Raw genomic sequence first — 13541 nt, 5'->3', positions numbered from 1 at the left:
CTCTAGTAGCAGATTGCTCCGCCTTTCATCCTTCCTTCAGGAGAAGAAAGGAATTATCCGGTATTAGCTACCGTTTCCGGTAGTTATCCCAGTCTACAGGGTAGGTTGCCTACGTGTTACTCACCCGTCCGCCGCTAAGCTTATCCCGAAGGATAAGCTCCGCTCGACTTGCATGTATTAGGCACGCCGCCAGCGTTCGTCCTGAGCCAGGATCAAACTCTCCAATAAGGACGCTTGCGAAGCAAGCATCACCTGCATCTTCTTCGGTCCAACTCAAACCTGAGTGGATGAAGAAGATGCAGTATAGAAAGAGCGATTCGCTCATTTTGAAACTGACGATTCATTATATGAATCTTTTAAAAATTAACGCGTTCCATTTGTTCAGTTTTCAAAGAACTTGCTCCTGGCATTCAACATTAAGTGTCTTGCACAGGAATTAGATCATATCATGTTTCATTATTTCTTGTCAACTTATTTTTCATCTTCGCCCTATCTCTCAGCGTCGATGCCTCATAAGCACAAGAGATAATATATCATGCTGAGCGAATCTTCGCAACCCTTTTTTACAAAATAATAAATTGACGCATAAATAGCACTCATCGGGCACAAATTGATTCCCATGATGCATCCGTTGTGGCTACAATAGGGTTTATCGGAATTACCCAAGAATTCACATTAACGACCGTCCCGGAAAGGAGCTCAAATGAATAACAATCCTACCCCAGCCTCTCTATCGGGAAGTATTGAGGAACAGGAGCAGCGTCATGTGCAGCAGGCTACCCTTTACCGTATTTTATTAGCCGTAAGTTTTGTTCATTTATTCAATGATTCCATTCAAGCGCTTATTCCGGCAATGTTCCCTATTCTAAAAGATAATATGCTGCTCTCTTATGCCCAGGTGGGCTGGATCGCTTTTGCCCTCAATATGACATCTTCGGTGATTCAGCCTGTGATCGGCTACGCCGCTGACCGCAAACCACGGCCAATTCTTTTGCCGATTGGGATGTGCTGTACCTTCGCCGGAGTTTTCCTGCTCGCTTTTGCCGGTAATTACGCGCTCGTGCTTTTCTCAGTGATGCTTGTGGGGTTTGGTTCGGCGGCATTTCACCCGGAAGGTATGCGTGTAGCTCATATGGCTGCCGGTCAGCGCAAAGGGTTGTCACAATCCATTTTTCAGGTTGGCGGGAATGCCGGACAGTCCCTCGGACCGCTGCTGATGAAGTGGGTGTTCATTCCTTTTGGGCAGATGGGTGCGCTCGGGTTCACGATCATCGCCGCTGCGGGAGTTGCTGTTCAGGCTTATGTCGCTAGCTGGTATAGACAGATGCTGAATGCAGGATACACCTTCCGCAAAAAATCGGCGGCCCGCGCGATTGATTCTGTACGGCAAAAAAATATTTTGACCGCTACAATTATTCTGGTCTTCCTAGTGTTCGTACGCTCCTGGTACGGCGCCTCGATTGGCGGATACTATTCCTTCTATCTAATGAAAAATTATGGGATGACACTGGATCATGCTCAAATCTACATTTTTATGTATTTGGCGGCTGGGGCTGTTGGCACCTTCTTCGGGGGACCGCTTGCTGACCGTTTTGGACGGCGTAATCTTATTTTGATCTCTATGGTAGGAACTGTTCCTTTTGCGCTGGCGCTGCCTTATGTAAATCAGACCTGGGCCGTTGTTCTGCTGGTGATCTCGGGATTTGTGCTGTTATCCAGCTTCTCGGTCACTGTTATTTATGCGCAAATGCTGTATCCGGGGAATATCGGAACGGTCTCGGGGCTGATTACCGGACTTGCCTTTGGACTTGGCGGTATAGGCTCTGTGGTGATTGGTGAGCTTATTGACCGGATCGGCATTACGACAGTATTTGTAGCATGCGGTTTTCTGCCTCTGCTGGGCCTGCTCGCTCTGCTGCTCCCTAGTGATAAAAAGCTGGAGGAATGGGCGGCTGAATAAACTCTGGCAATTCGGAATCACTCAACAGCCACTTTTTGCGGTACAATTAGTTAAAAGTTGAATAATTCTTCATAGCTCAGGGGTTAGAGGAGGGACAGCGTTGAAAAAGGCATTGGCGGCACTGCGCAAAGGGTATGGGAAAAAGCTTGTTTCTATTCACATGTGGAATGCGTGGCTGGTGTTGTTTCTCGCGGTGAGCGGCTTATTGCTGGTTGGAGGTTTCTGGCGGGAGCTGCTTGGTGAGGGAAGAGTATGGCTAAAATGGGGGCATATCGCTTTTGGGCTAATGCTGCTGGTTCCGGTCATCTATTACTTGCTGCTTGCTGCTAAGCATTGGAGAAGACTGAAGGGGAAGAATGCTCAGAAGGCCAATGTAATTTTTGTGCTGGCCCTGCTGATCGGATGGATTATCTCCGGCGTTGTACTCTGGCAGTTCAGACTTGCCGGGCCGCGGGCGGCGAATGCAGCACTTTTTGTGCATGATCTTCTAACCTGGATTGGGCTGCCGGTCATCATCTATCACTCCATTACCCGGGTCAAATGGCTGAAAGAACCCAAGAAGCGCTCTGTTGTGCCGGAGACGGCGTCCGATGGAGAACATAAGGTTACAGGTGTCCGGCAAAAAACAGCCTCCTCAAACCAGCCGCAGCCGCTGTATACACGCCGTGGATTCATTAAAGCAACGGTTGGCGCAGGTCTGGCCATAACGCTCGGTCCAACCTTCGTGCGCTGGATCGGAAAATCTTTGCAGCTCCCCGGAGCCGCGGAGTATGCAGCAAGCAATGCCAATACCCTCGTCCCCGATCCTGTGCCGTTAGCGGATTCAGCGCCCCCGGTTGGCGGTGGAGCAGAAGGCAGCTTCCGCGTCTATACCGTAACAGATATTCCCGCATTCGATAATTCCAATTGGTCCTTTACGATTGATGGCCTGGTCGATAGAAAATTCACCTGGACCTGGGAAGAATTCGTCAAGCTGCAGCGTGAGGTGCAGGTCAGTGATTTTCACTGCGTCACTGGCTGGTCCGTATATAACAACACCTGGGAGGGCCTCCCCCTCTCCAAGCTGCTCGAAATGGCTGGTGTGCAGGATCAGGCAAAGACGGTCAAGCTGTATTCCGGAGACGGTGTTTACACCGATTCGCTGACACTTGCGCAGGCCAAAATGAAGGATGTGATGGTTGCCGTCCTGCATGATGGCAAACCAATCCCGAACCAGCTTGGCGGACCTGTACGTCTCATTACTCCGCAAATGTATGCTTATAAGTCAGTCAAGTGGCTAAACCGGATTGAACTGATCGAAGAAGACCATGTCGGCTATTGGGAAGAGCGCGGGTATGACAAGGATGCCTGGCTCCCCAATGCCCAGCGTGTGTGATTCACTGAAGCTGCTTAGCTGATGTAAACGTATTTGCCGGGAGGGCTGCGAGACATTCAGATTACCTCAAAAAGGCCCGTCCTCCTGATTGAACAGGGGGACGGGCTTTGTGCTGCGTATGCCAAGTGAAATTCTGAATCAGGGTCTCTCACCACAATAGGTCTAGCTCTCCAACAGACGGATCAGTTCGTCTTCATCCTCAATCACCTGGATGCCGAGCTGCTGCGCTTTGGCCAGCTTGCTGCCAGCCTTTTCACCGGCGATGACCAGGTCAGTTTTTTTGGAGACACTGCCGGAGACTTTGGCGCCAAGCGCCTCCAGACGTTCCGCCGCTTCCTCACGGGTAAGCTTCTGCAGCGAGCCGGTCAGCACTACTGTTTTGCCGCTGAAGAAGGAGTTGGTACTGATCTCGCGCGGAGCTTCCGGCGCCTTTGCCTGTACACCCAATGCAAGCAAACGGTTAATGCTGTTAACCACAAAAGGATCTGCAAAGAAGCTTACAATACTCTCTGCTACAATGCCCCCGATGTCCGGCAGACCCGCCAAATCCTCGGCGCTAGCGTTCATCACGGCTTCCAGGCTGCGGTAGTGGTCCGCCAGCATTTTGGTGGTTGCTTTTCCGGTATTCGGAATACCAAGGGCAAACAGGAAGGAAGCGAGATCCCGCCCTTTGCTCTCTTCGAGCGCCTTAAGCAAATTTTCCGCCTTCTTCTCTCCAAAACGCTCCAACTGGATAAGCTGTTCGGAAGTTAGCTCATATAAATCGGCCGGTTCGCGCACATTCAACTCTTCATGCAGTTGTCCGGCTGTTTTGTCGCTAAAGGTCTCAATATCCATTGCATCACGGGAAGCGAAGTGCGTAATCCGCCCGATAATCTGCGGCTTGCAGTTCAGCTTATTGTTGCAGAAGAGGTGCGCTCCCCGCATTTCCAATGGGGAACCGCAGGCTGGACAATTTTCCGGGAAAATAATCTCCCCGCCGTCGCTCTCCTCGGTCACTTTGCCGAGAATTTCCGGAATGACGTCATTGGAACGGCGGATGAACACCCGTGTACCCAGGGCATGCTTGAGATTCTTGCGCTCAATATCTCCCACGTTGTTCAGCGTACAGTTCTGGACGGTAACTCCGGCCAGTTCAACCGCCTCTACACGGGCCAGAGGAGTAACTTTGCCTGTACGGCCTACATTCCAACTGACGGATTCCAGAATGGTTGTTGTCTCTTCAGCCTCAAATTTATAAGCCACTGCCCAGCGCGGAAACTTATCCGTATACCCCAGCACTTCGCGGATACGGAAATCGGTCACTTTGATAACCGCTCCGTCAATCAGATAGTCAAGACCGGAACGGCTCTCTTCAATATCTGCCAACTGCTCGGTAACATCGTCGAAATTATTGAAGTAGGTAAGATACGGATTGACCTTAAAGCGGTTGTTCCGCAGAAAATCCATCATCTCCTGATGATCAGCGAACTGCACTCCTTCCGCATAGCCCACATTATAGAAGAAAGCATTCAGCCGTCGTTCGGCCGTAGTCTTGGGGTTCAGGTTGCGCAGCGCTCCCGCCGCCCCGTTGCGGGCATTCTTCAGCGGTTCAGCAGCTCTAGTGTTATAGTCCGCCAGCACAGACAAGTTCATGATTCCTTCGCCTTGTACTTCAATAAGCCCTTCCTTAAACGGAATGGTTACAGGAACCGATTTAATCGTCTTCACCTGCGCCAGGATACCTTCTCCTGTTACACCATTGCCCCTTGTTGCTGCCTGTACCAGCACTCCGTCACGATAGGTCAGGTTCAAGGTCAAACCGTCAAACTTCAGTTCTACTGCATAGCAGGGCTCGGGCAGAGGGGTATCAGGATTCTTGGTGTTGTAATCGTTAACCAGCCTCAGCACCCGTGCGTTCCAACTGCGCAGTTGTTCAATATTCTGCGCTTTGTCCAGACTCCACAGCGGGGCAAGATGCCGGTGCGGTGTGAAGCCTTTGAGCAGTTCTCCGCCCACCCGCTGAGTGGGAGAATGGGGTAAAACAATCCCGCTCTCCGCCTCCAGAGCCACAAGCTTGTCGTAGAGCGCATCATATTCCTTGTCGCTGATCTGCGGTGCATCCAGTGTGTAGTAGTGATAATTATATTGGTTCAATTCGGCAACGAGCTCTTCCATTGTGTGCATAACATCCATTCGGGCTTATCCCTCCGTCAAATAAGTTTCCTACGGTTAGCGTGGTCCAAAAACGCAAGCGTTAATCGCAGCCGGATTATTCGACCTTGGTTATCGGCGCGAAACCTGCCAGCAGCCGCTTCACGCCAACCGGCGCAGGAAAAGCGATCTGCAGCTCCGTATCGTTGCCGCTGCCCTTCACGGACACAATGGTGCCGATGCCCCATTTGCCGTGAGAGACCTTGTCGCCCGCCTTGAAGTCGCCGGGCGACGAAGCCCCCGGAGCGCGCTGCGCGCCTCCGGTAGTGACGGTCACGCGGCCCGTGCCGGCTGCCGCGGACGCCGTACTGCCGCCGAAGCCGGCGCTTCCGCCGCCTGCCGGCGCATTCCCGGCAGCGCCGCTGCGGCTGCCGAAGTTCCCCCGGCCGCCTCCGCCAAAGCCGCGGCCGCCATAGGCACCGCCTGCCTCTGCGCCGCGCCGGAAGCGGTCCGAAGCCCCCCCGGTATCTTCCTTCAGCTCCTCCGGAATCTCCTCAAGGAAGCGCGACGGCGGATTTGCCGTCGTGCGCCCGAACAGCGTGCGCATCCGTGCGCAACTGAGAAACAGTTGCTTCTCCGCACGGGTAATGCCAACATACGCCAGCCGCCGTTCTTCTTCCAGCTCATCATTGTCCTGGAAGGCTCGGCTGTGCGGGAATACGCCCTCTTCCATCCCAATAATAAAGACCGTCGGGAATTCCAGTCCCTTGGCGCTGTGCATCGTCATCAGCACTACGGCATCGCTGCGCTCTTCTTCATCGTTCACACTGTCGATGTCCGCGATCAGGGCCAGATCGGTGAGGAAGGAGACCAGCGACTTGTCCTCATTATTCTTCTCAAATTCCATCGTTACCGACAGGAATTCGTCGATATTTTCCAGTCGGGCGCGCGATTCCAGTGTGTTCTCATTCTGCAGCTCCAGGCGGTACTGGGACAGCTCCAGAATCTTCTCCGTCAGCTCCGTCACCGACAGGAATTCAACCATCCGGTGCAACGCCTCAATCATATCGTAGAACTCCACCAGCATGTTGCGCGTCCGCCCGGCAAAGCCCAGATCATCCACCGTCTGCAGCGCCCGGAAAATTGAAACTCCCTGCGCAGCCGCAGCATCCGCCAGCTTCCCAACCGTTGTATCCCCTATCCCGCGCTTCGGCACGTTGATAATCCGCGTTAAGCTGATATCATCATCAGGATTGGACAGCAGGCGCAGGTAAGCCAGCAGATCCTTGATTTCTTTACGGTCATAGAACTTAATCCCCCCAACGATCTGATAGGGAATATCCGACTTGATCAGAATTTCTTCTATTACACGCGACTGGGCATTGGTACGGTACAGGATGGCATGATTCTGGTAGGATTGCCCCTGTTTTACATTTTTGCTGATCTCTCCGGTAACAAAGTAACCCTCATCATGCTCGGAGTCGCCACGGAAAACCTTGATCTTCGCACCTTCCGCCGAATCCGTCCACAGCTTCTTCGGCTTGCGTCCCGTATTCAGCGCTATCACGCCATTGGCCGCATTCAGAATATTGGAGGTTGAACGGTAGTTCTGCTCCAGCAGAATCGTCTTGGCTTCAGGGTAATCCTCTTCAAAATTGAGAATGTTCGTAATGTCCGCTCCGCGCCAGCGGTAGATCGACTGGTCGCTGTCGCCGACCACACAAATGCGGTGATGGCTGTCCGCGAGCATGCGGCAAAGCATATACTGGGCTCTGTTGGTGTCCTGATACTCGTCCACATGAATGTACTTAAATTTCTTCTGATAGAAATCCAGCACCTCCGGAACTTGCTTGAACAATTCAATCGTCTTCATAATCAAATCGTCAAAGTCCAGCGAGTTGTTGCTTTTGAGGCGCTTCTGGTACATCGTATATACCTTGGCTACGAGACCTTCCAGATAATCGCCGATCTTCTGCTCATATTGCGCAGGTGTAATCAGCTCGTTCTTAGCCGTGCTGATCATGGCCTGTACCGCCTTAGGCTCAAACTTTTTGGTATCAATGTTCAAATCCTTCATGCAATTGCGGATAACGGACAACTGGTCCGAGGAATCCAGAATCGAAAAGTTAGAGGTGAAGCCGATCCGCTCGATATCCTTGCGCAGAATCCGCACACTCATCGAGTGGAAGGTGGATACCCAAATATCCCGTCCCTCCGGTCCAACCAGCTTAGAGACGCGCTCCTGCATTTCCCGGGCGGCTTTATTGGTAAAGGTAATCGCCAGAATTGCCCAAGGCGGCGCCTTGCGGTTCGCAATCAGCCAGGCAATGCGGTGGGTAAGCACGCGCGTCTTGCCGCTGCCCGCACCTGCCATAATCAATAAAGGACCTTCTGTAGTTTCCACAGCCTGACGCTGCGGCGGATTAAGCCGGCTTACGGCATCCTGTATATTAACAAGTTGCATGTGTGACATGCTCCTTTCCGAGGTATAAGCTTGTATATCATAAAGTAGTTCTGCTGATAACTACTATTCCAAACGGATCTGCGGCGTGTTCTTTACAGCCTGTACCGTGAGCAGCGCCGCCTGTACGTCCCGGTAAATAATGTTGCCGACCACCACTGTATCACACAGAGCAGCGGCCTGCTCAGCTTCTGGTTCGCCGGTAATTCCTCCACCATAAAAAAGCTGGCTGATCTCCACCATCTCCCGTACCGTCCTCACCGTCTCCATATCGCCAAAAGCTCCGCTATACTCCAGGTATACGATCGGCAGGCTCATCAGCTTGTCCGCAATCTGAGCATAAGCAGCAGCGGCTTCTCCGCTAAGCGAGCTGTCCGCTCCTGTAAGACGGGCTACGGAGGAATCGCCGTTCAGCACAATATATCCCTCTGTGAGCAGCAGCTCCCACGGGATCAGGCTTCCATAGCGTTCTATTGCCCGGCGGTGATGACCGTGAAGCCATGCGGTATCAGACGTATTGAGCACCATAGGAATCAAATATAGATCAAAACCAGGCACAGCCGCCTCAAGATCCGAGACCTCCAGTGCACAAGGCAACTCATACCGGCGTACTCTGGACAGTAGAGCGGCCGTATTCTGATAAGTCACGCCTGTGGAGCCGCCAACCAGTACCGCATCGGTTCCCGACAGGCAGATAGCCTCCAGTTCCGCTTCTCCAAGCTCGCGGTCCGGGTCCAGCTTAAATACATGCCGCCACGATTTGATCATTTGCCGCATTTCATTCATCCTCGTCCATCCTCAAAATTCATATAGCAAAAACACTCGCACTTCCGCGAAAGCTGTAACTCTAGTCTATGCCAGCACTAAGGGGGGTGTCAAATTAATGTGGAGAAAAATACGAACATTTTTTCGCCTTTTTTTGCCGCTAAACGGAGCCTCAAGAGTAAGGGGGATAAAACAAGAAGAAACGGGTACGTCTTCCTCAAACTCAAGGATGACAGCAGCCGTTTCTGCAGAAGATATATTAGGGCTAAGTAATATTAGTATGCATTTTTGAATCCGTTACGAATGGTCTTAAATATAATCCGGATATCGAACAGCAGCGACCAATTCTCAATGTAGAAAATATCATGTTTGATCCGTTCTTCAATGGAGGTATCTCCACGCAGGCCGTTGCTCTGTGCCCAGCCGGTAATTCCCGGACGCACATGATGCTTGACCATATATTTCGGAATCTCATCACGGAACTGCTCCACATAAAAGGGGCGCTCCGGCCGCGGACCTACAACACTCATCTGGCCAAACAGCACATTGAAAAATTGCGGCAGCTCATCCAGGCTGGTCTTGCGGATAAACGTTCCGAACTTGGTGCGGCGGGGGTCCACTGGCGTGCTCCACCCTGTATCTTCCTCGCCATCCTGCTGCATCTTCATCGAACGGAACTTATACATCATGAAATTCCGCCGGTTAAGGCCTACACGCTCCTGCTTAAAGATGATCGGTCCGGGAGAGGTCAGGCGCACACCCAGAGCTACGACTAACATCACAGGTAACATCACGATAATGGCGAACAGCGAGAAAACAATATCGAACCCCCGCTTAGCCAGCTTATTGCCGGTCATATCGAGCGGAATGTCGCGTACATTGATCATCGGCATACCGGCAAAATTGTCAAAATAAGGCCGCGCCGGCAGGTAGTCGAAGAAATCGGGAATAATCAGCGTCCGTACTCCGGCCTTCTCGCAGGCGGCGATAATCGCCGGATATTTAGAGTGGGCATCCAGCGGGAGGGCTAGAATAACCTCATCCACCGGCAGCATTTCCAGCATCCCCGGCAATTCATCCACAGTGCCAAGAATTGGCTTGTAGCGCTGCTCTTCAATGCCATCCCACACATGGAAGTCGTCCAGAAATCCAATGGCCTCATAACCCAGCTCCGGGTACTGCTCCAGATTGCTGTAGAACCTTTTGCCTAAAGTACCGGCGCCCAGAATAAGCACGAATTGACGGTTGAAGCCTTTTTCACGAAAGGACTTCAGCATTTTCTTCAGCACATAACGGTAGAGCATAATAGAAAGGATATTAAAGGCTATATAAATCGCCAGATATTGCCGAGAGACGTCAATCTCCTTCAGAAAGTACATTAAGCCGAGCAGCATAAAGATAGACATGAGGTGGACCTGAAAGATTTTGAGGAATTCGTCGACAAAACGCTTCTTGCGCTTTGGCTGATACAGTGACAGCACAATCCCGATCAGCACAGCTATCCCGCCGTAGATAAAGCTCCAGTATGCATAAGACTCTACTGGCAGCGTCCGGTAAGACTCCAGCCATCCGCTTTTGAACTTCAGCCACCAGGCCGCCAGAAAGGCTATTTGGATCACCAGAAAGTCGGCAACAATATAGAGCTGTGTCAAAAACCTCTGATTTCGGCGAATCATAATCTCACCTCAGCCTTCGATTCAGTTCGTGAGCCGGCTTCCCCGGGTAACGTAAGACTCTGCGCCGGTGTAGGAACTTTACGTGGATTAATCAGTGCATTGCGTACCAGCGAGAGCACAAACTTCACGCTGACCCCGGCATATACCGCTCCATTAATCATACTATTGTACCGCTTGCTATAATGCTTACGGTGAAATAAAATCATCGCTCTATGAAACTCGTATACGATCTTGAACGGTCTGCGCCGTGCGCTGCCGCCCTTCAGATGTACGATGGATGTCCGCGGGTAATAATAAATTCCCCAGCCGGCCTCTTTGATCCGGAAGCACCAGTCGAGGTCCTCACCGTACATAAAAAAAGCTTCATCCAGCCCGCCGACCTGCTCAATCGTCTCGCGCCGCAGCAGCATAAACGCCCCAACCAGACAATCCACAGCATAGTCCTGATCCGGGTCCAGATACCCTAATTGATAACCGTTAAATCTGGGACGGCTGGGAAACATTTTACTAAAGCCAAAGGCATAATAGAAGGAAGCGGACGGAGTAGGAAAACCTCTCTTGCAGGCCTTATCCAGTGAACCATCCGGCAAAATCACCTTGCAGCCCGAAGCTCCAAGATCCGGCCGGCTGTCCATGAACGTAATCATCGTCTCCAGCGTATCCTTCCGCACCACCGTATCCGAATTGAGCAGCAGCACATATCGCCCTGAAGCAACTTCCATCCCCTGATTATTGGCACGGGCAAACCCGACATTTTCCGAATTGGCGATCAGCAGCACATCCGGAAACTCACTGCTGAGCCTGTCTACCGAGTCATCCCGGGAGTTATTGTCTATTAGAATAATTTCATAGATAAAATTCGTTTCGGAATCATACACCGACCTAAGACAATCCATTGTCAGGCGGCATGTGTTGTAATTGAGAATTATTATGCTTACATCTACACTCACTGCACTACGCTCCTGACAAAAATAGTAATCTATCGACAACCATTATAACACAAAAACCTCCTTGATAGGCATGGCCTGTTTCGGGAGGGTTTAGCACTCAATTTTGTCTGCCTTTCAAACTTTTTACTTTTTCCTGAATGTATTTGCGTTTTCGCTTCAAATTCCGCCGCTGTGCAAAAAATGAGGTCCAAGCCTGAATTAACTTCGGCTCCTTTAGCAGCATATATCCGTGTGCCGCGACCTCGTAGGGCAGTGAATACAAAAAGGTCGGCAGCAGTGTGCGGGCAGGCTCATTTTTATAGATCATTTTGTAACGGTTGATATATGAAATTCTTCGGATGAACATTGACTTGCCGCTCCGTCCCGAAGTTTTCCAGCCCCGTTCATGGTAGCCAATTGCTTCCGCATCATAATAGGCCTGCCATCCCAGCAGACTTGCCCTCCAGGCCACATCTACATCTTCCTTGTAGGCAAAAAAGTCACTGTCAAAGAATTCACCGTCAACGCTAACAGCTTCAATCATGCGCCGGGAGTACATCGCTGCTGCACCGGACACGCCAAACACAGTACCCGATTCCAGCCATTGCGCTGCTTGCTCCCCCGCCCCACGGTCAAAGGCGCGCCGCCCCTTGTTCATCCACAATCCCGTACTATCGACGAGTGAGTGATCTGCTTTTAACAAAAGCTTGCCCGTGGCACTGCCGATTCGGAGGTCAGCTTCCATTTGTTCAATCAGGCGGGAAATATAATCGGGTTCCAGCGTCAGGTCGGGATTAAGCACCAGTACATAATCTGTCTGCGTAGCGGCTATCGCCTGGTTGTGTGCGGGGGCGAAACCGGTGTTGGTTTTGTTCTCTAAAAAAACCAGTGAAGGAGAATGTACAGAATGTTTCTCCTGCCTTTCAGCTTCATCCGCTTCGATCCTATTTAAGAACTCTCTCACCTTGTCCGCACAGCCATCTGCCGAAGCATTGTCTACAACAACGATCCGCTCAATGGGATGATTCTGGGCAAGTACTGCTGTCAGGCATTCTTCTATATCATCTGCGCTGTTATAGGTAACAATATGTACACTGACCGTTTTGTTGATATTGTTATTCATAAGTATCCTCTATATCCTCGAATTCTGGTTAATAACATACTGTCTATTATACCGAAAACAAGCACAGGCGGCTACGCCGTCTCATAGCCAGTTCCTATCCACTATTGTCACCAAGCAGAAACAGATGCACCGTCCATAAAGGGACAGTACCCGTTTTAGCAAGAAATATAACGATGATAGAATTTGGGGAAACACTCCTCATAATTTCCAAAAAAAACTCCCGCACCGCCAGTAGCGGTACAGGAGTCTTCAAGTTATTTCAGCTCAAGCAAAAAGTCCTTCAGCCCTTCACGCCATGGCCGCATATCCTGAAATCCGTTTGTGCGGATTGCCAGATGCTCCATCACCGAATAACGCGGGCGCGGTGCCGGACGAGGAAACTGCTCGGTTGTGCATGGCTCCAGCTTCGCTGTAAATTTCAATCCAAGGATATCCTCTGCTTCTGCAAAGATCGCCTGCGTGAACTCGTACCAGGTACAAAATTCACTATTAGTAGCATGGTATATACCATATTTCTCCGTCTGTACAAGCTTCACCAGGAAGTAAGCCAAATCAACAGTGTAGGTCGGTGCACCCTTTTGGTCGTCTACTACCTGGATAAGCGGCTTCTCCTGCCCCAGCTTCAGCATGGTTTTGACAAAGTTATTACCATACTTACCGTATACCCAGGAAGTACGCACAATGAAGAACTTAGAGGACAACGACTGCACCAGAATCTCTCCAGCCCGCTTGGACTTGCCGTAAATACTCTGAGGAGCAGTGTTATCGTATTCATGATATGGCTCTGTTCCCATGCCGTCAAAAACATAATCCGTGCTGATATATACCAGCTTTGCACCCGCCTTTTCGGCAGCAAGCGCCACATTTCGGCTTCCGGTGGCATTAATCAAATAAGCGGCATCTATGTCGGTCTCGGCGGCATCTACTGCTGTATGAGCGGCACAATGAATCACAGCATCCGGCGCGAAGCCGCTAATAATTTCCGTACATTGATCCAGATCGGTAATGTCCATCTCCTGCCGGTCACAACCCATTACCTCATGGCCATGCGCTTGCAGCAAAGGCACCAAATCCTGTCCCAACTGTCCGGCTGAACCTGTAACAAGCACTTTCATCTTG

9 protein-coding genes and 1 rRNA gene are annotated in these 13541 nt (G+C 51.0%); 2 read left to right on the top strand and 8 right to left on the bottom strand.

Annotated features, from left to right (window positions below; genetic code table 11):
- Positions 1-228: ribosomal RNA gene (locus tag B212_RS0130390) — 16S ribosomal RNA — on the bottom strand; the annotation flags it as partial.
- A gap of 475 nt (positions 229-703) precedes the next feature.
- Between B212_RS0130390 and B212_RS0130385 the strand changes: the two genes are divergently transcribed.
- Together B212_RS0130385 and B212_RS0130380 are read left to right on the top strand one after the other, a co-directional pair.
- The gene (locus tag B212_RS0130385) at positions 704-1960 is read left to right on the top strand and encodes an MFS transporter (protein WP_019915153.1); all 1257 of its coding nucleotides are present in this window, start codon (positions 704-706) and stop codon (positions 1958-1960) included.
- 100 nt (positions 1961-2060) lie between these two features.
- A complete protein-coding gene (locus B212_RS0130380; protein ID WP_019915152.1) occupies positions 2061-3335 on the top strand; it encodes a molybdopterin-dependent oxidoreductase in 1275 nt (424 codons plus the stop codon).
- Between the two features lie 162 nt (positions 3336-3497).
- Here B212_RS0130380 and ligA read toward each other — a convergent pair whose 3' ends face one another.
- The 7 genes from ligA to rfbD form a co-directional block, all read right to left on the bottom strand.
- Positions 3498-5510, bottom strand: coding sequence for an NAD-dependent DNA ligase LigA (ligA, locus tag B212_RS0130375; RefSeq protein WP_019915150.1), 2013 nt, complete (start codon positions 5508-5510; stop codon positions 3498-3500).
- A 76-nt stretch (positions 5511-5586) separates the two neighbouring features.
- On the bottom strand, positions 5587-7932 hold the full coding sequence (pcrA, locus tag B212_RS0130370; RefSeq protein WP_019915149.1) for a DNA helicase PcrA: 2346 nt from the start codon (positions 7930-7932) through the stop codon (positions 5587-5589).
- Positions 7933-7995: 63 nt separating this feature from the next.
- Positions 7996-8706, bottom strand: coding sequence for a heptaprenylglyceryl phosphate synthase (locus B212_RS0130365; RefSeq protein WP_028531127.1), 711 nt, complete (start codon positions 8704-8706; stop codon positions 7996-7998).
- A 263-nt stretch (positions 8707-8969) separates the two neighbouring features.
- Positions 8970-10370 carry an undecaprenyl-phosphate glucose phosphotransferase gene (locus B212_RS0130360; RefSeq protein WP_019915147.1) on the bottom strand — a complete coding sequence of 467 codons (1401 nt, stop codon included), beginning with the start codon at positions 10368-10370 and terminating at the stop codon, positions 8970-8972.
- Positions 10367-11266 (bottom strand): glycosyltransferase family 2 protein, encoded by a 900-nt coding sequence (locus B212_RS0130355; RefSeq protein ID WP_051128351.1) that lies wholly within the window; start codon positions 11264-11266, stop codon positions 10367-10369. Before B212_RS0130355 ends, B212_RS0130360 begins: the two co-directional genes overlap by 4 nt.
- Positions 11267-11417: 151 nt before the next feature.
- On the bottom strand, positions 11418-12422 hold the full coding sequence (locus B212_RS0130350; RefSeq protein ID WP_019915145.1) for a glycosyltransferase family 2 protein: 1005 nt from the start codon (positions 12420-12422) through the stop codon (positions 11418-11420).
- Between the two features lie 254 nt (positions 12423-12676).
- Positions 12677-13537: a dTDP-4-dehydrorhamnose reductase gene (gene rfbD / locus B212_RS0130345; protein WP_028531126.1), complete on the bottom strand. Its 861-nt coding sequence runs from the start codon at positions 13535-13537 to the stop codon at positions 12677-12679.
- Positions 13538-13541 lie beyond the last annotated feature (4 nt).

Source organism: Paenibacillus sp. HW567 (genome assembly GCF_000374185.1).
In the GTDB taxonomy this organism is placed as follows: Bacteria; Bacillota; Bacilli; order Paenibacillales; family Paenibacillaceae; genus Paenibacillus_AQ.
Note: the sequence above shows the minus strand (reverse complement) of the source record. Positions and strands in the feature narration are given on the sequence as shown.